We start from the raw sequence: 18,181 nt of genomic DNA, 5'->3' as shown, positions 1-18,181 counted from the left end.
CTAGCGGCCGGTGGCCGGCCCGGGGTGGCCCGGCTGCCCGGTCACCGAGTTGACCTTGCGGACCGCACCGGCGATCTGCTGGTGGTACTTGCCCTTGGTCTTGTCGTCGACGAACTTCGCGGCCTTGCCGACGGCCTGGTTCACCTTTTCGGGGTTCTTCTTGGCGTAGGCGCGAGCCGCACCGGCGGCGCCGGCCAGCATGGTCAGCTTCTTCATCAGAGGCACGGTGGCCCTCCCTCGTCGGTTGCGGTCATCCTGACAACGCGGACGAACCACCCGGAGGTTCCCCGTGTGACGAGGGCCAAAACCTGGGCCCGCCGCGGCCGGCGCCGGAAAAGGCCGCGCGGACCGCCGCCGCGCGGCCCTAGGCTCGTGATCATGCGCGACCTGGCCGCCCTGCCGAAGGCCCACCTGCACGTCCACCTGGAGAGCACGATCCGTCCCGCCACGCTCCGCGAGCTGGGCGAGGCGAACGGGGTCGACGTCCCGGGCGAGCCCCCGGTGTTCGACGGCTTCCGCGCCTTCGCCGACTACAACGCGCTGATCCGGTCCTGCCTCCGGCGTCCGGAAGACTTCGAACGCATCGCCCGCGAGTACTGTGAGGACGAAGCCGCCCAGGGCACGCGCTACGCCGAAGTCACCTTCACCGCGGCCTCGCACGGGGAACGCTTGGGCGACCTCGAAATGCCCCTCGCATCCGTCCTCAAAGGACTATCCCAGAGCACCGACCTGGCGTGGCGGCTGCTGCTCGACCAATCCCGGCGCCGGTCGGTCGAGCGGGCCGAGCGCACCCTCGACCTCGCGTTGAAGTACGACGAAGTCTTCGCGATCGGCGTGGCGGGCGAGGAAAACCACTCACTCCGGCCGTTCGCCACGCTCTTCGAAAAGGCTCAGGCGGCCGGCATCCACCTGCTGCACCACACCGGCGAAGACGCCGGGCCCGGCAGCATCCACGAGGCCATCGAAGTGGGCCGCACGGAACGGCTCGGCCACGGCATCCGCGTCCTCGACGACCCCTCGCTGGTCGCGGAAGTGCGTGCGCGCGGCCTGGCCCTGGAGGTGTGCCCGTCGTCGAACGTGACGCTGGGGCTGGTGCCGTCGCTGCCCGAACACCCGCTCCCCCGCCTGCTCGGCGCGGGCCTGACGGTCACGCTCAACACCGACGTCCCGTCGGTCACCGGCGCCGGACTGGCCGGGGAGTACGCCCGGGTGCAACGGGCGTTCGGCTACGACGACACGACGATGGCGGACTTCGCCCGCGCGAGCGTCACGGCGTCCTTCGCGCCCGAAGCGACCAAACAGGCCATCCTGCGCGGCATCGACGCCTGGCTCACACCGGCAGCAGGCGGGTGACCAGCGTGCCGAGCTGGTGCACCGTGCGGCACTCGTGCATCGCCACGACCTCGGCGTACTCCAGTGCCGCCGAGTCCCCGGTGGACCACAGCGACCGCCGTTCCGGGTTGAGCCAGTAGACGTGCCGGGCGCGGGACTTGATGGCGCGGACCGCGTCGAGGTTGGGGTCGCCGCCGTTGGTGCGGGCGTCGCCGAGGATCAGCACCGACGTCCGCGGGCCGATCGCGTCCAGCCAGTTCTCGGTGAACTGGCGCAGGGAGCCGCCGTAGTCGCTGTGGCCGTCCCAGCGCACCAGCGCCGCTTCGGACAGCATGCGCGCGCCCAGGTGTTCGGGGTCGGCCGCGCCGCCGGTGACCAGGTGGGTGACCTCGTCGGCGCTGTCGACGAAGGCGAACACGCGGATCTTGCTGAACTGGTCGCGCAGCGCCTGCACCAGCAACATGGTGAAGTTCGCGAACCCGGCCACCGAGCCGGAAAGGTCGCACAGCAGCACGATTTCCGGCCGTCCGGGCCGCCGGTGGCGGTAGGCCGGGCGCAGCGGCACGCCGCCGGTCGAGAGCGACCGGCGCAGCGTGCGTCGCAGGTCGATCTGGCCGCGCGTGGTCCGCTTGCGACGGGCGGCCAAGCGCGTCGCCAGCTTGCGGGACAACGGCTGGATGGTGCGCCGCAGCTCCGCGAGCTGGGTGCGGCTGGCGATGAGGAAGTCGACCCGGTCGGGCGACGGCGCGATGGCGTGCTTGGCGACGCGTTCGCGGCCGCGGATCTCGGCCGCGCGGCGGCGCGCCTCCGTGCGGACCTGCCCGCGGAAGCCCTCGACGCGGCGGCGGATCTCGTCGCGGTCGAGCCGGTCGGTGAACTCGCCGCGCGCGCCGCCGCCGCGGACCGCGGCCAGCACCCGGGCGATCAGCGTCTGCGGCTGGAGCCGCTCCAGGGTCTGGTGGGCCGAGAAGCCGCCGCCCGGGCCCGACGCCGAGCCGTACTGGCCCAGCATGTCGACGGCGAGGCCGGCGAGCTGGGACAACGCCTGCCGGTCACCGTCGGCGAGCGCGGCGGCCAGCTCTTCCCGCAGTTCCTCCAGCGTCGACGGCCGCTCTTCACGGGCCCGCTCGGGAGTGCCGATCCCCGCCGGGAAGTAGAGGTCGAAGGCGGCGTCGAAGACCGCGCGCTGCCCGCCACGCCGGACCAGCGCCGCGGCCAGACCCTCGCGGACCAGTTCACGGTCGTCGAGGCCGAGCACCTCCAGCGCCGCGGCGGCGTCGACCGTCTCGGCGGGGCCGGCCGGGATGCCCTGGGCGCGCAGCGCCTTGACGAACGCGGCGAGCCGCTCCGGCACGCCGCCGGTCACGACGCGTCCAGGACCTGTTCGAGCTTCAGGGCGGCGCCCGCCTTGGCGATGTCGTCCTGGTGCTTGAGGACGACGCCGAGGCTCTCCCGCACGACCCGCTCGTCCAGGGTGGCCGCCCCGAGCGCGAGCAGGGTGCGCGCCCAGTCGATCGTCTCCGCGACCGACGGCAGCTTGCGCAGGTCCATCGCGCGCAGCGCGGCGATCACCCGGACGACGGAATCGGCGAGGGCGGCGTCGATCCCCGGGACCTTGAGCCGGACGATGTCGCGTTCGAGGTCCTCGTCCGGGAAGTCGATGTGCAGGAACAGGCACCGGCGGCGCAGCGCCTCGGACAGCTCGCGCGTCGCGTTGGACGTCAGCACGGCGAACGGCGCGCGCGTGGCGGTGATCGTGCCGAGCTCCGGGACGGTGACCTGGAAGTCGCCGAGCACCTCCAGCAGCAGGCCCTCGACCTCCATGTCGGCCTTGTCGGTCTCGTCGATCAGCAGCACGGTCGGCTCGTCCGAGGAGATCGCCGTCAGCAGCGGGCGGCGCAGCAGGAACTCCTCGCCGAAGATGTCGGTGCGCGCGGCCTCCCAGGTTTCGTCGCGGCCGGCGGTGATCCGCAGCAGCTGCTTCGCGTGGTTCCACTCGTACAGCGCGCGGGCCTCGTCGATGCCCTCGTAGCACTGCAGGCGCACCAGCCGCGAGCCGCTGACCTGGGCGACCGCCTTGGCGAGCTCGGTCTTGCCGACGCCGGCGGGCCCCTCGACCAGCAGCGGCTTGCCGAGCCGGTCGGCGAGGAACACGGTGGTCGCCACCGCCGTGGACGCCAGGTAGCCCGCCTCGGCCAGCCGGGCCGACACGTCGTCGACGGAGGTGAAGAATCCGGTGCCCACCACGTGCCTCCTAAGCGGTCGCTCACCAGGAGCGTACCGGAAGAGCGGGCTAGCATCGGCCGCGTGACCTACGTTGCCGCTTCCGGCCGATACGACTCGATCCCCTACCGGCGCTGCGGGCGTTCCGGGCTCAAACTGCCCGCGATCTCGCTCGGGCTGTGGCACAACTTCGGCCACGACCGGCCCCTGGAAACCCAGCGCGCGATCACCCGCCGCGCCTTCGACCTGGGCATCACCCACTTCGACCTGGCCAACAACTACGGCCCGCCGTACGGCTCGGCCGAGGAGAACTTCGGGCGGCTGCTGGCCACGGACTTCCGGCCGTACCGCGACGAGCTGGTGATCTCCACCAAGGCCGGCTACGACATGTGGCCCGGCCCGTACGGCGAGTGGGGCTCCCGCAAGTACCTGCTGTCCTCCCTCGACCAGTCGCTCGGGCGGCTGGGCCTGGACTACGTCGACATCTTCTACTCGCACCGCTTCGACCCCGAGACACCCCTGGAGGAGACCGTCGGGGCGCTCGACGCCGCCGTCCGCGCCGGGAAGGCGCTGTATGTCGGGATCTCGTCCTACAACTCGGAGCGGACGGCCGAGGCCGCGCGGCTCCTGCGGGAACTCGGCACGCCGCTGCTGATCCACCAGCCGTCGTACTCGATGCTCAACCGCTGGATCGAGGAGGACGGGCTCCTCGACACCCTCGAAGAGGCGGGCGCCGGCTGCATCGCGTTTTCGCCGCTCGCCCAAGGCCTGCTGACGGACAAGTACCTGAAGGGCGTCCCGGCCGACTCCCGCGCGGCGCAGGGCAAGTCCCTCGACCCGGACACCCTCGACGAGAACCGCCTGGGCCGCGTGCGCGCGCTGAACGACATCGCGAGCCGCCGCGGGCAGTCGCTGGCGCAGCTGGCCCTGGCCTGGGCGCTGCGCGACAGCCGGGTGACGTCGGTGCTGATCGGCGCGAGCAGCGTGCGGCAGCTGGAGGACAACGCCGGCGCGCTCGGCAACCTCGAGTTCTCGTCCGAGGAGCTGACCGAGATCGACGGCCACGCGACCGACGCGGACATCAACCTCTGGAAGCGTTCGTCCGACTCCTGAGCTCAGCCGGCGGGGGGTGCCCGCGGGGGCGCCCCCCGTTTTCCACTTTACCGGTGGGCACCGACAGTTTCGGCGTCGCCGCGGCGCCCCTCCGTTTCGGCGTCGCCGCCGCGGGCCTCCGTTCCGGCGTCGCCGCGGCGCCCTTCCGTTTCGGCGTCGCCGCCTTGGGCCTCCGCGGACAGGTCCTGCCACTCGTCCCAGGTCGCGAGCCGGTCCGCGTAGGCCTGGCGGATCATCGGGTGGAAGCCCGTCCCGAAGAGCACCCGAAGGGGTGGGTTGGCCGCGTCGACGACCTTCAGCAGGGCCCGGGCGGCGGCGGCCGGATCCCCGGCCGGCTGCTTGCCCGCGACCTCGGCGATGCGGCGGCGGAGCCCGTCGTAGACCGGGCTGGTCTCGGCGACGTGGCCGTTGGCGAGAGGATCCGGGTTCCTGCCGTCGCGGGTGGCGAAGCCGCCCGGCTCGATGATCGTGACCTTGACGCCGAAGTCCGCGACCTCCTTGGCCAAGGTTTCGTTCAGGGCTTCAATCGCCCACCTCGACGCCTGGTACGCGCCGCCGAGCGGCATCGCGATGAGGCCCGCGGCCGACGACAGCTGGATGAAGTGCCCGGCGCCTTGTTCGCGCAGGACGGGCAGGGCGGCCTGGATGACCCACACCGGGCCGAACACGTTGGTCTCCAGCTGGGCGCGCAGCTCGGGCTCGGTCAGTTCCTCGATGGCGCCGATCTGCGCGTAGCCGGCGTTGTTCACGACGACGTCCAGCCGCCCGAAGTGCTCGGCGGCCCGCTTCACGGTCTCGAAGACGGCGGCCTTGTCGGTCACGTCCAGCTCCAGCGGGAGCACCGCGTCGCCGTAGCGGGCGACGAGGTCGTCGAAACTCCCGGTGGACCGGGCGGTGGCGGCCACCCGGTCGCCTCGGGACAGGGCGGCCTCGACGAAACAGCGGCCGAGGCCGCGCGACGAACCCGTGACGAACCAGATCTTGCTCATGGTGTTTCCGTTCTCCGCAGTGACATCCGAAGTGACATCCGATCGCCCACAGGACACCGGCGGCCGGACGCCCGTGACACCACGCGGTCGTGACGCCGATCACTCGCAGCCTCAACGTTTGACCAAATTTCGTATTTGGTCATACGATGGCAGCGTGCCTCCTGCCGAAGACCGGGCCGAACGGGCCGAGCGCATCCTCGACGCCGCTGCCGAACTGCTCCTGCGCGCCGGCTACCGGCGGACGACGATCGAGGACGTCGCCGAGCGGGCCGACGTCGGCAAGGGCACCGTCTACCTGCACTGGAAGAACCGCGAAGAGCTGTTCCTCGCCGTCCTGCTCCGCGAGTCGGTCCGGGTGCTCGAAGAGCTCGTGGCGGCGATCGCGGCCGATCCGCTCAGCGTGCGGCTTTCGCGGCTGACGGAGATCCAGTACGCCAACGTGCTGAAGCGTCCGCTGCTGCGGGCCGGCTACGCCGACGACACCGAGACACTCGGCAAGCTGCTGCCGAAGCTGCACGGCAAACTCGACCCCCGCCACGGGGAAGCCTTCGTGGAGTACCTGGAACTGCTGGCCGCCAACGACCTGCTCCGCACGGACCGGCCGGTCCGTGAGCTCGTCGTCGCCTTCTCGGCCGTGCTGCACGGGTTCCTCGGCGCCTCCCGGCCCCCCGAACCGGCCCTGCTCGCCGACACGGTCGCGCACGCCTTCGAACCGCTCGCCGTGTCGACGAGGCAGCTGCGTGCCGTGGCACCGCGGGCACTGGCGCTGTTCACCGAAGCCGTCGCGCTCGACCGCAAACAGCTCGAACGCGCTTACTGAAACCCTGGAGGACCTCGTGCGCACCGGAATCCTGATCGACGAACTCGGCGTCGGCTTCGACGCCATCACGACCCAAGCCCGCGAAGCCGCGAAGCTCGGCTACGGCACGCTGTGGGTGGCGCAGCGCGGCGGCTGGGACGCGCTCACGGCGCTGCCCGCGCTCGCCGCGGCCGCTCCCGGCGTCGGGCTGGGCACGTGCGTCGTGCCGACGTACTCGCGGCACCCGATCACCATGGCGGCGCAGGCACTGACCGTCCAGGCGGCGGCCGGGGTGCCGGTCCACCTCGGCGTCGGGCTGAGCCACAAGTTCATCGTCGAGAACGAGTTCGGCTACTCCCACGACCGTCCGATCCGCCACCTGCGCGAGTACCTCCAAGCGCTGAACCCGTTGCTGCGCGGCGAAAAGGCGGACGTCCACGGCGAGTCGCTGACGGCCGCGGGCGCGGTGAACGCGCCCGGTGCCGAGCCACCCGCGGTGCTGGTCGGTTCGGTGAGCCCGCAGTCGACGCGGCTGGCCGGCGAGCTGGCCGACGGCGTGATCACGACCTGGGCGGGCCCGCGGGCGATCGGCGAGTTCGTGGTGCCGGCGCTGGGGCGCCCGGCCCGGGTGGTGTCCGGCCAGCTGATCTGCGTGACGTCCGAAGTGGACGAACGCCGCGCGTGGCTGGACGAGACGTACGGCGGGGCGGCGAGCATCCCGGCGTACCGGGCGATCCTCGACCGCGACGGCCACGAGCGGATCTCGGACAGCGCGCTCGTCGGCGACGAGGAAACCGTGCGCCGCCAGGTGAAGTCCCTCGAAGCCGCGGGCGCGACGGAACTGCTGGTGATGCCGTTCGGCTCGGCGGAAGAGCAGGCCCGCACCCGCGAACTGCTGGCCCCGTGAACCGCCTCCGGGTCGACGACCCGCACCCGGCCCCGGACGCTTGAGCTCACCCGGCCGCGGGGCGCCCCCCGTTTTCCACTCTACCGGCGAGCACCGACAATTCCGCGCCGCCCGGCGTCCGCCAACACGACGACGACACGACCCGCCCGGTGGTGCGCTGGCTGTGCGAACACGACCACCGGCCGGCCGAGGCGCGCATCCACACAGCGAACCCGGTCGGCCGCGAGTGGCCGACCGCGATGCCGCGGCGGTACGGCCCCGGCGTGCGCTAACGCGGCGCCGGCAAATGGGTCGCCTCCGGAAAGAGGTTCAACGCCCACAGGGCCGCCCTGTCAGCGACGGCGACTTCGCGGCGATTTCCCTGGACCACGACCTCGGCGGCGACCACACGACCCACCCAGTGGTGCTCTGGCGGTGCGAACACGACCACCGGCCGCCCGAGGCGCGCATCCACACAGCGAACCCGGTCGCCCGCGAGTGGCCGACCGCGATGCCGCGGCGATACGGCCCCGGCGTGCGCTAACGCGGCGCCGGCAAATGGGTCGCCTCCGGGAAGAGGTTCAACGCCCGCAGGGCCGCGCCCAGCTCGGCGATGTCCGCCGGGTTCGTCAGCGACCGGCCGAGTTCCTCCGTGATCCGCTTCAGGCGGTGGCGGATCGTGTTGGGGTGGCAGAACATCCGCTCCGACGTCAGCTTCGTCGAACCTTGGCAGTCGAACCACGCGCGCAGCGTCAGCAGCAGCACGTTGCGGTCGTCGCCGGGTAGCTCGAGCACCGGCTGGAGCACGTGGTGGGCCAGCTGCACCGAGGCCTCCGGGGCGCTGGCCACCAGGCCGGCCAGCGGCGACTCGGTGAACTGCACCAGCCCGGGTGTCCCCGGCGTCATGCTCGACAGCGCCACCCGCGCGAGGTGCAGCGCGCGGGCGGTGTTGCCGAGGCCGGTGAACACCGGGCTCATCCCGACCCGGCCCACCGGGTGCTCGCGGACCAGGTCGACGATCGCCGGAGCCGCCGCGGGGTTGCGCAGGGACACCACGCCGACCTGCAGGTCCGGCGTGAGCCGCCACGCCGAGGCGTGCTGGAGCGCGCGCAACCGCGCCTCGACCTGCGGCAGTGGCTCCTGGCCCAGCCGCGGGGTTTCCGCGGCGACGACGACGAACGTGCCGTCCAGGGACAGGTCCAGCACGCGGGCGATGTCCCACAACGTGCCCTCGGTCGCAGCGCCGCCCGCGAACAGCGCCTCCACCAGCGCCGAACGCCGGTTCTGGTGCGCCACCATGACTTCCGCGGTGGTGTCCCGGTAGGACGTCGTGAGGGCCTCGGCGAGGTCGTCGATCAGCGCCCAGATCGCCGTGGTCGCGGCGACCAGCCCGGCCAGGTCCTGCGCCCGGGCGGTCAGCTCGACGAACCGGTGCCAGACCTCGGTGAGCCCGATCCGGTAGGCCCGCAGCAGTTCCGGCAGCGGCGCGCCCTGCAACGCCCGGGCGCGGCCGGTCGCGCGGGCCTGGGACAGGTCCGGCACGTCCGAGCCGCGCAGGGTGCGCATCACGTGCTCGAGGTTGGCCCGCACCGAGTTCCGCAGCTCGGTGTGCGTGACGAACCGGGCGTCGGCGTAGACCGGCATTTCGGCGCGGATCTGCCGCACGGTGCTTTCGACGAGTTCCGGCATCGCCGCCTCGACCTCGGTGGCGAGGAGGGCGACGCGCGGCGCGAGCCCGTCGGACAGAAGCGCCTGGTAGTGCATGGTGGCCTCCGGTCCCCGGCCTCCTCGTCGAGGTCCGGGACCGACAGCTAACCCGAACGAGGCCGCCACGTCCGGGTGAACTTTCTACAGCAACCGCGAATGCGGAGGTTCTTTTGTGGAACCTCCGCATCCGCGTCAGGCCAGCTTCGCGGCCGCGCTCTTGATCGCCTCCCGGATCCGGAAGTAGGTGCCGCAGCGGCACACGTTCTGGATGGCGTCGATGTCCGCGTCCGTCGGGTTCTTCGTCTTCTTCAGCAGCGCCACGGCCGCCATGATCTGGCCGGGCTGGCAGTAGCCGCACTGCGCGACGTCCTGTTCGAGCCAGGCCTCCTGGACCGGGTGTAGCTCGTCGCCGTCGGCCAGCCCCTCGATCGTGGTGACCTCGCGCCCGGCGCACTCCGACACCGGCGTGACGCAGGGGTTGAACGCCTCGCCGTCGAGGTGGCTGGTGCAGGCCTTGCAGACGTTGATGCCGCAGCCGTACTTCGGCCCGCGGACCTTGAGCTTGTCGCGCAGCGCCCACAGCATCGGCAGGTCGGCGGGCGCGTCGACGGTGACGGTCTTCCCGTTCACCACGAAGGTGTAGTTCGGCACGGTGGCTCTCCTCAGCGCGGGAACGGGTCGAAGTCGACCGGGAAGGTGATCGGGAAGCTGCGGGGCTTGATCCCGGTCGCCCGGGCGTAGGCGTTGGCGATCGCGCCGACCGGCGCCGGCACGCCCAGCTCGCCCGCCCCGCCGATGTCCTCGCCGGTGGCCGGCATGACGTGCACCTGGACGTCCATCGGCGAGTTCTTCTGCCGCGCGTAGTGGAACTGCGAGTAGCTGCCCTCCAGCGGCAGGCCCTTGTCGATGTGCAGGCCCGCGGTGAGCGTCGTCGAAATCGCGTCGGTCAGGCCGCCGAGCATCTGCGCCTGGATCCCGCGCGGGTTCACCGGCTTGCCGACGTCGACCGCGATGGTCGCCTTCGTGACGCGCGGGTGCTTCGGATCGCGCGCGTCCAGCTCGACCAGGCAGGCGGTGTAGGACTTGTACTCGCCGTGCACCGCGATCCCCTGCGCGAACCCGGTGGGCATCTTCTTGCCCCACTCGCCGAGCTCGGCGACCTTGTCGAGCACCGCGCGCTGGCGGTCGGACTTGATGAACTCGCGGCGGAAGGCCACCGGGTCCTTGCCGAGCTTCTTCGCGATCTCGTCGACCATGATCTCTTCGGCGCCGCGGGTGTTCGCCGAGTAGACCGACCGCCACGCCGAGGTGTGGAACTTCAGCGGCACCTCGTTGAGCAGCTGCGTGGTGACGCCGAAGTTGTACGGCGACTTGACGGTCAGCAGGAACACCGTCTGCGCGAAGCTGAGGTTGCCGCCGACGGGCAGCTTCGCCGCGAACGCGGTGAGGATTTCGCCGAGCCCGTGGCTCCAGTCGGTTTCGACGCTCGCGACGCGGTGTTCGAACGTCAGCACCTGCCCGAGCGCGAAGGTGGCGCGGATCCGGTGGTAGCTCGCCGCGCGCCCGCGGCCGTGGCGCATGTCGTCGATCCGGCTCCACATCAGCCGGACGGGTTTCTTCATCGCCTTCGAGATGTGCGCGGCTTCGAGAGCGGCGTCGAAGAACAGCCGCCGCCCGAACGACCCGCCGCCCTGCTGGACGTGCACGGTGACCTTGTTCTCCGGCAGCCCGAGCTCCTGGGCGATGGTCTGCTTCGCCACGATCGGCGACTTCAGCCCGGCCCAGATGGTCGCGCTGTCCTCGCGGACGTCGGCGACCGCGGAGTTCGACTCCATCGGCGCGTGGCTGGCGAAGGCGAAGTCGAACTCGCCGTCGACGTACTGGGTCAGCAGCGGCGGCACCACGAACGGCAGCGCGGCGGCCCGCAGCTTCTTCTTGATCGTCTCGTTGTCCTCGCCGTCGACCGTGCCGGGTCCCCACGTGACGTCGAGGGCGTTCTTGCCGTCGAGGGCCTGCCCGAAGGTCTCGGCCATCACCGCGACGCCGGTCTTCACGACGGCGATGTCGATGATCCCGGGCATGGCGCGGACGGCGGCCTCGTTGTTGACCTTTCGCACCGTGCCGTTGATGGTCGGCGGGCGCCGCACCATCACCGGGTTCGCGCCGGGGACGTCGAGGTCGAGCGTGTAGACCTGCTTGCCGGTGACCATCGCGCGGGCGTCCTGGCGCGCGGTCGGCGTCCCGACGAGCGTGTGCGCCGACTCCGCCTTCGGCTGGATCGCGCCGACGCTCAAGCCGGAGCGGGCAGCGGGCCCGGCGAGGACGCCGTAAGAGGCGCTGCGCCCGTCGGGTGCCCACACCGCACCGTCGCGTGTGGACAGCCGCGAAACGTCGGTGCCCCACTGCGCCCCGGCCGCGGCGACCATCCGGGCCCGCGCGGTCGCCGCGGTGGCGCGGACCGGGTCGTAGAGCGAGCGCATCGTGTTGGACCCGCCGGTGAGCTGGTTGAACAGCAGCTCGGTGCGGGCGTCCGACAGCACGACGTCGACGCGGTCGAGCGGCAGGTCCAGCTCTTCGGCGACGAGCATGGCGGTCGCCGTCGTGATGCCCTGGCCGACCTCGGCGCGCGGCAGCTGCAGCCGCGCCCGGCCGCCGGACGTCATCTCGAGCACGAGCATCCCGGCGGTCGGCGCGCACGACAGCGTCAGGACGTCACCGAGGTCGAGGATCTCCGCCGGCTGCGGCAGCGTGGGGACGACGGCTTCGGCGCTGGCCGGGGCGACGGCGTCGGCGGTCAGCTTCGTGGCGACGGTGAGCGTGGGCGCGGCGACCAGGTAGGTCAGGAAGCGGCGGCGGCCGACCTGCCCGGGCTCGGGCTGTTCGGTGGTGGGACTGGCCATCGGGGATCCCTTGCTGGGAGGTGGCGGGGTGCGCGCCACGCTAAGGAGCCCTTGGCCGGTCGTCAACGCGGAGTAGTCGAGTTCGGCCATCTCTGTGACGAGATGACAGTCCGGGCGCCCGAATGTGTGCGCCGCCACAGCGCCGGACGGCCCAGCGGGCTGGTTCAGCCGGCCCCGCGGGCGCGCCGGGCCCGGATCAGGTCCTCGCGGGCGCGGGCGACGCGGGAGCGGACGGTGCCGACCGGGCAGCCGCAGACGTCGGCCGCTTCGGCGTAGGACAGCCCGAGCACCTGGGTCAGGACGAGCACCTCGCGCCGGTCCGGTTCCAGGCCGTCGAGCAGCAGCCGCAGTGCGACGAGCTCCTCGAAGCCGGCCGCGGGATCCGGGGTGCGCTCGGCGGCGGCTGCCCAGTCGGTGCCGGTGATCTTGGGCCGCGCGCCGGCGGCCCGGATCTGGTCGACGACGACGCGGCGGGCGATCGACAGCAGCCAGGTCCGCGAAGACGAGCGGCCCGCGAAGCGGCGAAGGCTGCCGAAAGCGCGAAGGTAGGTCTCCTGCGTCAGGTCGTCGGCCGCGGCGGCGTCGGCGAGGTGGGCGAGGAAGCGCCAGACGTCGGCTTGGGTGGCGCGGACCCATTCCTCGAGAGCGCGCCGATCGCCGCGGCCGGCGGCCAGGGCGAGAGCCGTGACGCGGTCGTCGTCCTCACGGTGGGTCATGATCCGGAAACATACAGCGGCGCGAAGCGCCTCCGTTGAGGGTGGTGGCGGGGAGGAAGGCGGAGTTAGCGGTGACGGGGAACTTCGCGGATCCGCCGTCCGACTACTCGGCCATGAGGTGCGAGGAATGCCGAGAAGCCCTGTCGGCGCGGTTGGACGGCGAGGCGGAGCCGGTCTCGCCCGACGAGCACCTCGCGTCCTGCGCCGCGTGCCGGGAGTGGTTCGCCGGCGCGGACCGGCTGCGGCGCGCGATGCTGCTGCGCCCGGCCCCGCCGGTGCCGGACCTGACCGCGGCGATCCTCGAGCGCACGCCGGCTCCTTCCGGCGAGGGCTGGGGGTGGCGGATCGCGCTGGCCGTGGTGGCGATCGCCCAGCTCGGGCTGGCGTTCGCGCAGCTGCTCGGGACGGCCCACGCGCACGACGGCGTCCCCCTCGTCCACCTCGGCCACGAGAGCGGCGCGTGGAACCTGGCGGTGGGCATCGGGCTGCTGACCGCGGCCCTGCGCCCGAAGACGGCGGGCGGCCAGCTGCCCCTGCTGACGGGGTTCGTCGGAGTGCTGCTGGGGCTGTCGGCGGGCGACCTGGCCACCGGTCAGGTCGCGGTGTCGCGCGTGGCGACGCACGTGCTCGTGGTGCTCGGCCTGGCGTTGCTCTACGCGGTGCACCGGGCCGACCGGCGACGGGGCACCCCGTTCCCGGCGGCCACGGCCGGCGACGGCACCGCGACGCCCGAGTCCACTGTGGACGCTCCGGCGGCGGGACGGCCGCGCCCCCGCCCCTTCCGGAGGCAGGCCCACGGCCTGAGCACTCAGCGGGTCACTCGACCTGCTTCACCGCCCACTCCGCCCACTCGCGCTGCATGACCGAGAAGCGCTTGCCCCACTCCAGGACGAGCCGGCCGTACCGCGACTGGTTGTCCTCGCCCCAGTCGATCGTGGTTTCCAGCTCCTCGAGCCAGCGCTCGCGCTCCCGCCCCGACTCCCCCATCCCCGCCAGGTAGCCGCGCGCCTGCTCCGAGGCGACCGAACCGAGGAAGTACACCCGCAGCAGGGCGGCACTGCGGGGCGGCCCGGTGGGCTCGGACTCGATCAGCCAGTGCCGCAATTCCCCGAGCCCGGCTTCGGTGATCTCGTACTCCTTGCGCCCGCGCGGCCCCTCGGCGACGACGTGGATCATGCCCGCGGCCTCCAGCTTGCCGAGCTCCCCGTAGAGCTGGCTCTGCGTCGCCGGCCAGACGTTGGCCATCGCCCGCTCGAACCGTTTCAGCAGGTCGTAGCCGCTTCCGGGCTCGTCGGCCAGCATCCCCAGCACCGCGTGTCGAAGGCTCATACCGCCATCATGACATTCCACTATTGACATGTCCAACCGACACGTTCTAACTTCGACCTGTCAAAGTTGGAACGTCAGGGGGAACCCACCGTGAACTACCTGAAGAGCCTGCTGCCGTGGATCGCGTTCGCCGTGGTCGCGACCCAGTTCGACTGGCGCTGGTCGGCCCTGACCGGCCTGGTGATCTCCGCCGCGCTGCTCCTGCTCGCCCGCCGAGACGGCCGCAAGGCCGACACGCTGATCATCGAATGGAGCGGGCTCGCCTTCTTCGCCCTGCTCACCGCCGTCGCGTTCAGCTTCCCCGCGTCCCCGCTGAAGACCTACACCGGCGCGCTCACCGATGCGTGGCTGGCGCTCACCGCCTGGGGCTCGCTCGCCATCGGGAAGCCCTTCACCCTCGGCATCGCCCGCACGTCGACCCCGGAGGCGCTCTGGGACAACCCGATCTTCAAGCGGGTCAACGTGATCATCACGGCGGTGTGGGCGGCGAGCTTCACCGTCGGCGGCATCGCGGGCATCGTCCTGCTGAACTTCGCGCCGCACGCCACCTTCGCGCTGATCGCGCTCAAGGTCCTCTGCTTCGCCGTCCCGGTCGCCTTCACCATCCGCTACCCGCGCATCGTGCGCGCCCGCGCCCGGGAAGCCGCATGACCACCTCCGCCTTCCACCTCACCGGCGCCTACGCGCCCGTCCACGACGAGCTGACCGCGTTCGACCTCCCGGTGACCGGCGCCCTGCCGCCCGAGCTGACCGGCTGGTACCTGCGCAACGGCCCGAACCCGCGCGGGGACAGCAAGCACTGGTTCACCGGCGACGGCATGGTCCACGGCGTCCGCCTCGAGCACGGGCGCGCCGCCTGGTACCGCAACCGCTGGGTGCGCACCGAGAGCTTCGCGGACCCGGATCTCAAGCTGTACAACGAAGACGGCACGCGGAACCTGCGCAGCAGCGTGGCGAACACGCACGTCGTGAACCACGCCGGCCGCACGCTCGCGCTCGTCGAGTCGTCGCTGCCGTACGAGATCACGACGGACCTCGAAACCGCAGGCGTGTACGACTTCGGCGGCGAACTGGCCGACGCGATGACCGCGCACCCGAAGATCTGCCCGGTGACCGGGGAGCTGCACTTCTTCGGCTACGGCAGCATCACCGCACCGCACGTGGGCTACTACCGCGCCGACGCGGCCGGGAAGCTCGTCGTCAAACAGCCGATCGACGTGCCCGGGCTGACGATGATGCACGACTTCGCGCTCACCGGGGCGCACGTCGTGTTCTACGACCTGCCGGTGGTGTTCGACCGGGCTTCGGTCGGCCAGGGCATGCCGTACCGCTGGGACCCCGGCTACGGCGCCCGGCTCGGCGTGCTGCGCCGCGACCGGCCCGAAGCCGGCGTCCGCTGGGTGGAGATCGAACCCTGCTACGTCTTCCACACGCTCAACGCGTTCGATACGCCCGACGGCCGGATCGTCGTGCACGTGATGCGCTACGACCACCAGTGGTGGGCCGGCCACGAAGACCCGCCGGCGTCGCTGTGGCGCTGGACGATCGACCTCGCGGCCGGCACGGTGACCGAGGACCGGCTCGACGACCGGCCGGGCGAGTTCCCCCGCATCGACGACCGGCTCACCGGGTCCGACGCGCGCTTCGGGCACGTCACCGGCCACGACGTCCTGCGCCGCCACGACCTGCACACGGACACGGCCACCGAGCACGTCTTCGCGCCCGGGCGCACCCCCGGCGAGGCGGTGTTCGTCCCCGCCGAGCGGGGCGAAGGCTGGCTGCTCACCTACGTCCACGACGCGGCGGAGGATCGCAGCGACCTCGTCGTGCTCGACGCCGGGAACCTCGCCGCGGCGCCCGTGGCGACCGTCCACCTCCCGCGGCGGGTGCCCGCGGGCTTCCACGGGAACTGGCTGCCGGACGCGTGAGCGCTCAGGCGAACTTGGTCTTCGGGCGCTCCTGCCGGACGTCGTCGACGTAGACGTCCACCTTCTCGTCGAGGAACGCGACCAGCCCGGCGACGCGGGTGCTCTCGGGCAGCGGCGTCGGGTAGCTCCAGGCCAGGTCCTCGTGCCCGGCGACGTCGAAGTGCTCGGCAGCGCCCTTGTACGGGCAGTGCGTCACGACGTCGACCTTCTCCAGGAGGTCCATCCGGACGTCCACGCGGGGCAGGTAGTAGCGGGTCGGCAGGCCGGTCTCGAACAGCAGGTGCGGCCGCACGGTGTCGGCGACGGTTTCGCCGTCGACCTCGATCCGGACGTGCCGCGAGCTCGGCAGGACGTCGACGCGGACGCCGGGGTCGCGCGGGTGCGTGAAGATCTGTTCGTCCTCTTCGAACCAGTCGAACGCGCCGAACTCGAAGCGGACGTGGCCGCGGAGCTCTTCGATCGGGGAATCCGGGTACTCCAGCGCGCCGTCCACCGCCTCGGCTCCGGCACCCTTTATCGTCGACAGAACAGCTTCTCCGCGGCTCGGCGAGTGCGCCGTCCGGCCGGAGGGGGTGAGAACGCCGCTCACGACGTCCGCGCGCGGGATGTAGTACGTGGGGTAGTACGGAACTTCCCACACCAGGAGGGGGTGCACCGTGTCCGCGACGACCTGCCCGCCGAGGAACACCCGTACCCGCTTCGCGCCTTGTGCCACGCGGACCCGGCCGCGTCCCGGAGTGCTCATGCACCGGTCAACGGGCCGCGAACGACGGGTATTCCGGCGGGCTCCGGGGCTGGACGGCTAGCGTGGCAGGCAGCACGAGGACGACAGGAGGCGGGCACGGGTGACCGGCGTAGCAATCCCCACGGTCGGTACCCCCGCCGGGATGCGCAAGATCAACCAGCGGGCGGTGCTGGACCTGCTGCGCCGCGGCGGGCCGGCGACCCGGCCGCAGGTGGCGAAGGACACCGGGCTGTCGAAGCCGACGGTGAGCCAGGCGCTGCTGGCGCTGGAGGCGGCCGGGCTGGCCCGGCCGACCGGGCAGACGTCCACCGGCACCGGGCGCTCGGCCGTGCTGTACGAAGCCGACCCGACCGCGGGGTACGTGCTGGGGGTCGACATCGGCCGCGAGCACCTGCGGGTGGCGGTGTCGGACCTCGGCCAGACGCTCGTGGCACGCCGCGACGAGCGGAACACGGCACGGTCCGGCGCGGCGCTGGTGACGGCGGTCGGGAAGATCGCGGCCGCGGCGGTCGCGGAGGCCGGCCTCGCGGCGGGCGACATCGTTGTCCGCGTGGTCGGCTCCCCCGGCGTCGCCGATCCGGAGAAGCGGTGTTTCCGGCACGCGCCGAACCTGCCGGGCTGGGGCCGCGCGGGGCTGATCGACGACCTCGAAGCGGCGCTGGGCCCGGACCTGATGGTGGAGAACGACGCGAACCTCACCGCCGTCGGCGAGTGGGAGAGCGGCGCCGCGCGCGGGGCGTCGGTGTTCGGCTGCATCACGATCGGCACCGGCGTCGGCATGGGCCTGATGGTCGACGGCCGGGTGTTCCGCGGCGCGACCGGCGCGGCGGGCGAGATCGGCTACCTCCCGTACGGCCGCACACGCGCGGCCGACGAGCCCGGCACCCCGCCCGCGCGCGGGCACCTCGAAGAGGCGACGGCGGCCCAGTCGGTCGTCCAGGGCGCCCGCGAACTCGGGCTGGGCACGGCGAAATCGGCCCGTGAGGTGTTCCGCCTGGCCCGCGAAGGCGACGAGCTGGCCCGGCAGGCACTGGCGGCGGAAGCCGACCGCCTGGCGTACACGGTGGCCTCGGTGGCGGCGGTGATCGACCCGGAGCTGATCGTCCTGGGCGGCGGCATGGGCACGGCGGCGGACCTGCTGCTGGAGCCGATCGACCGCGCCCTGCGCGCGTTCACGCCGCTGGTGCCGAAGGTGGTCCAGGGCGAGCTGGGCGAGGACGCGGTGCTGACCGGCGCGATCAGCGTGGGCCTGCGGGCGGCCGAGGGGCTGGTGTTCGACCGCCGGGTGGGTGCCGCCTAAGCCGCCCGCCAGGCTTCGCCGCCCGTCGATAGCCGCCAGGGTGTCAAGCGCAGCACCGTGATCTTCGGGTCGCGGTGGTCTTCGCCGCCGAGGATCTTCGGGTCGAAGCCCAGCGGTTCGGGCGTCGACGCGAACAGGTCCCACAGATCTTTGCGCGTCTCTTCGTCGTCCGCGAACTCCGCGTGGCACTCCGCCACCGCCACCTCGTGCCGCG

General features: G+C 72.2%; 20 protein-coding genes and 1 pseudogene. 10 read left to right on the top strand and 11 right to left on the bottom strand.

Annotated features, from left to right (window positions below):
• The gene (locus AB0M30_RS14660) at positions 1–225 is read right to left on the bottom strand and encodes an antitoxin (RefSeq protein WP_360177090.1); all 225 of its coding nucleotides are present in this window, start codon (positions 223–225) and stop codon (positions 1–3) included.
• 153 nt (positions 226–378) lie between these two features.
• On the opposite strand from AB0M30_RS14660, the gene add reads away from it, so the two are divergent.
• Positions 379–1,353 carry an adenosine deaminase gene (add, locus tag AB0M30_RS14655; protein ID WP_364584232.1) on the top strand — a complete coding sequence of 325 codons (975 nt, stop codon included), beginning with the start codon at positions 379–381 and terminating at the stop codon, positions 1,351–1,353.
• Here add and AB0M30_RS14650 read toward each other — a convergent pair.
• Together AB0M30_RS14650 and AB0M30_RS14645 are read right to left on the bottom strand one after the other, a co-directional pair.
• Positions 1,331–2,698: a VWA domain-containing protein gene (locus tag AB0M30_RS14650; protein ID WP_364584230.1), complete on the bottom strand. Its 1,368-nt coding sequence runs from the start codon at positions 2,696–2,698 to the stop codon at positions 1,331–1,333. The genes add and AB0M30_RS14650 overlap by 23 nt on opposite strands.
• Positions 2,695–3,576: a MoxR family ATPase gene (locus AB0M30_RS14645; protein WP_364584228.1), complete on the bottom strand. Its 882-nt coding sequence runs from the start codon at positions 3,574–3,576 to the stop codon at positions 2,695–2,697. Before AB0M30_RS14645 ends, AB0M30_RS14650 begins: the two co-directional genes overlap by 4 nt.
• Before the next feature lie 63 nt (positions 3,577–3,639).
• On the opposite strand from AB0M30_RS14645, the gene mgrA reads away from it, so the two are divergent.
• Entirely contained in the window at positions 3,640–4,668 is a 1,029-nt protein-coding gene (gene mgrA, locus AB0M30_RS14640) for an L-glyceraldehyde 3-phosphate reductase (protein ID WP_364584226.1), read from the top strand.
• A gap of 47 nt (positions 4,669–4,715) precedes the next feature.
• On the opposite strand, the gene AB0M30_RS14635 is transcribed toward mgrA, so the two are convergent.
• Positions 4,716–5,657, bottom strand: a complete 942-nt coding sequence (locus tag AB0M30_RS14635; RefSeq protein ID WP_364584224.1) for an SDR family NAD(P)-dependent oxidoreductase — start codon at positions 5,655–5,657, stop codon at positions 4,716–4,718.
• Positions 5,658–5,811: 154 nt separating this feature from the next.
• Here AB0M30_RS14635 and AB0M30_RS14630 point away from each other — a divergent pair, with 154 nt between their 5' ends.
• The 4 genes and pseudogenes from AB0M30_RS14630 (at position 5,812) to AB0M30_RS14615 (ending at position 7,886) form a co-directional block, all read left to right on the top strand.
• The gene (locus tag AB0M30_RS14630) at positions 5,812–6,477 is read left to right on the top strand and encodes a helix-turn-helix domain-containing protein (RefSeq protein ID WP_364584222.1); all 666 of its coding nucleotides are present in this window, start codon (positions 5,812–5,814) and stop codon (positions 6,475–6,477) included.
• Positions 6,478–6,493: 16 nt separating this feature from the next.
• Positions 6,494–7,363: a TIGR03564 family F420-dependent LLM class oxidoreductase gene (locus AB0M30_RS14625; protein ID WP_364584219.1), complete on the top strand. Its 870-nt coding sequence runs from the start codon at positions 6,494–6,496 to the stop codon at positions 7,361–7,363.
• Between the two features lie 140 nt (positions 7,364–7,503).
• Positions 7,504–7,635 (top strand): annotated as a pseudogene (locus AB0M30_RS14620) (hypothetical protein); the annotation flags it as partial.
• A gap of 14 nt (positions 7,636–7,649) precedes the next feature.
• Positions 7,650–7,886, top strand: coding sequence for a cyclic-phosphate processing receiver domain-containing protein (locus tag AB0M30_RS14615; RefSeq protein WP_364584216.1), 237 nt, complete (start codon positions 7,650–7,652; stop codon positions 7,884–7,886).
• Here AB0M30_RS14615 and AB0M30_RS14610 read toward each other — a convergent pair.
• The 4 genes from AB0M30_RS14610 to AB0M30_RS14595 form a co-directional block, all read right to left on the bottom strand.
• Positions 7,883–9,106: a helix-turn-helix domain-containing protein gene (locus AB0M30_RS14610; protein ID WP_364584214.1), complete on the bottom strand. Its 1,224-nt coding sequence runs from the start codon at positions 9,104–9,106 to the stop codon at positions 7,883–7,885. The genes AB0M30_RS14615 and AB0M30_RS14610 overlap by 4 nt on opposite strands.
• Before the next feature lie 135 nt (positions 9,107–9,241).
• On the bottom strand, positions 9,242–9,700 hold the full coding sequence (locus tag AB0M30_RS14605; protein ID WP_013224858.1) for a (2Fe-2S)-binding protein: 459 nt from the start codon (positions 9,698–9,700) through the stop codon (positions 9,242–9,244).
• A gap of 11 nt (positions 9,701–9,711) precedes the next feature.
• Complete coding sequence (locus tag AB0M30_RS14600; RefSeq protein ID WP_364584212.1) at positions 9,712–11,949, bottom strand: molybdopterin cofactor-binding domain-containing protein; 2,238 nt, start codon at positions 11,947–11,949, stop codon at positions 9,712–9,714.
• A 164-nt stretch (positions 11,950–12,113) separates the two neighbouring features.
• A complete protein-coding gene (locus AB0M30_RS14595; protein WP_364584209.1) occupies positions 12,114–12,665 on the bottom strand; it encodes a sigma-70 family RNA polymerase sigma factor in 552 nt (183 codons plus the stop codon).
• 71 nt (positions 12,666–12,736) lie between these two features.
• Here AB0M30_RS14595 and AB0M30_RS14590 point away from each other — a divergent pair, with 71 nt between their 5' ends.
• Positions 12,737–13,528, top strand: a complete 792-nt coding sequence (locus tag AB0M30_RS14590; protein WP_364584208.1) for a zf-HC2 domain-containing protein — start codon at positions 12,737–12,739, stop codon at positions 13,526–13,528.
• Here the strand turns inward: AB0M30_RS14590 and AB0M30_RS14585 are convergent.
• Positions 13,482–13,994 (bottom strand): PadR family transcriptional regulator, encoded by a 513-nt coding sequence (locus tag AB0M30_RS14585; RefSeq protein ID WP_364584205.1) that lies wholly within the window; start codon positions 13,992–13,994, stop codon positions 13,482–13,484. The genes AB0M30_RS14590 and AB0M30_RS14585 overlap by 47 nt on opposite strands.
• Before the next feature lie 90 nt (positions 13,995–14,084).
• Between AB0M30_RS14585 and AB0M30_RS14580 the strand changes: the two genes are divergently transcribed.
• Together AB0M30_RS14580 and AB0M30_RS14575 are read left to right on the top strand one after the other, a co-directional pair.
• Positions 14,085–14,645, top strand: coding sequence for a hypothetical protein (locus tag AB0M30_RS14580; protein ID WP_364584203.1), 561 nt, complete (start codon positions 14,085–14,087; stop codon positions 14,643–14,645).
• Positions 14,642–15,922 (top strand): carotenoid oxygenase family protein, encoded by a 1,281-nt coding sequence (locus tag AB0M30_RS14575; RefSeq protein WP_364584200.1) that lies wholly within the window; start codon positions 14,642–14,644, stop codon positions 15,920–15,922. The genes AB0M30_RS14580 and AB0M30_RS14575 overlap by 4 nt, the downstream gene beginning before the upstream one ends.
• Positions 15,923–15,926: 4 nt before the next feature.
• Here AB0M30_RS14575 and AB0M30_RS14570 read toward each other — a convergent pair whose 3' ends face one another.
• Positions 15,927–16,667: a DUF427 domain-containing protein gene (locus AB0M30_RS14570; protein ID WP_364584198.1), complete on the bottom strand. Its 741-nt coding sequence runs from the start codon at positions 16,665–16,667 to the stop codon at positions 15,927–15,929.
• 142 nt (positions 16,668–16,809) lie between these two features.
• Between AB0M30_RS14570 and AB0M30_RS14565 the strand changes: the two genes are divergently transcribed.
• Positions 16,810–17,967 (top strand): ROK family protein, encoded by a 1,158-nt coding sequence (locus tag AB0M30_RS14565; RefSeq protein ID WP_364584470.1) that lies wholly within the window; start codon positions 16,810–16,812, stop codon positions 17,965–17,967.
• Here AB0M30_RS14565 and AB0M30_RS14560 read toward each other — a convergent pair.
• Positions 17,964–18,164 (bottom strand): hypothetical protein, encoded by a 201-nt coding sequence (locus AB0M30_RS14560; protein WP_364584196.1) that lies wholly within the window; start codon positions 18,162–18,164, stop codon positions 17,964–17,966. The two genes, AB0M30_RS14565 and AB0M30_RS14560, sit on opposite strands and share 4 nt — an antisense overlap.
• Between the last annotated feature and the right edge of the window lie 17 nt (positions 18,165–18,181).

Origin of the sequence: Amycolatopsis sp. NPDC051716 (assembly GCF_040681595.1) — a bacterium.
Lineage (GTDB): Bacteria > Actinomycetota > Actinomycetes > Mycobacteriales > Pseudonocardiaceae > Amycolatopsis.
This window is presented reverse-complemented; position numbering and strand designations above follow the sequence as displayed.

Coding starts and splice junctions, on each gene's coding strand:
- AB0M30_RS14575 (WP_364584200.1), top strand. CDS start 14,642: ATGACCACCTCCGCCTTCCACCTCACCGGCGCCTACGCGCCCGTCCAC.
- AB0M30_RS14610 (WP_364584214.1), bottom strand. CDS start 9,106: ATGCACTACCAGGCGCTTCTGTCCGACGGGCTCGCGCCGCGCGTCGCC.
- AB0M30_RS14635 (WP_364584224.1), bottom strand. CDS start 5,657: ATGAGCAAGATCTGGTTCGTCACGGGTTCGTCGCGCGGCCTCGGCCGC.
- AB0M30_RS14600 (WP_364584212.1), bottom strand. CDS start 11,949: ATGGCCAGTCCCACCACCGAACAGCCCGAGCCCGGGCAGGTCGGCCGC.
- AB0M30_RS14615 (WP_364584216.1), top strand. CDS start 7,650: ATGGGTCGCCTCCGGAAAGAGGTTCAACGCCCACAGGGCCGCCCTGTC.
- AB0M30_RS14570 (WP_364584198.1), bottom strand. CDS start 16,667: ATGAGCACTCCGGGACGCGGCCGGGTCCGCGTGGCACAAGGCGCGAAG.
- AB0M30_RS14595 (WP_364584209.1), bottom strand. CDS start 12,665: ATGACCCACCGTGAGGACGACGACCGCGTCACGGCTCTCGCCCTGGCC.
- AB0M30_RS14565 (WP_364584470.1), top strand. CDS start 16,810: ATGCGCAAGATCAACCAGCGGGCGGTGCTGGACCTGCTGCGCCGCGGC.
- AB0M30_RS14585 (WP_364584205.1), bottom strand. CDS start 13,994: ATGAGCCTTCGACACGCGGTGCTGGGGATGCTGGCCGACGAGCCCGGA.
- add (WP_364584232.1), top strand. CDS start 379: ATGCGCGACCTGGCCGCCCTGCCGAAGGCCCACCTGCACGTCCACCTG.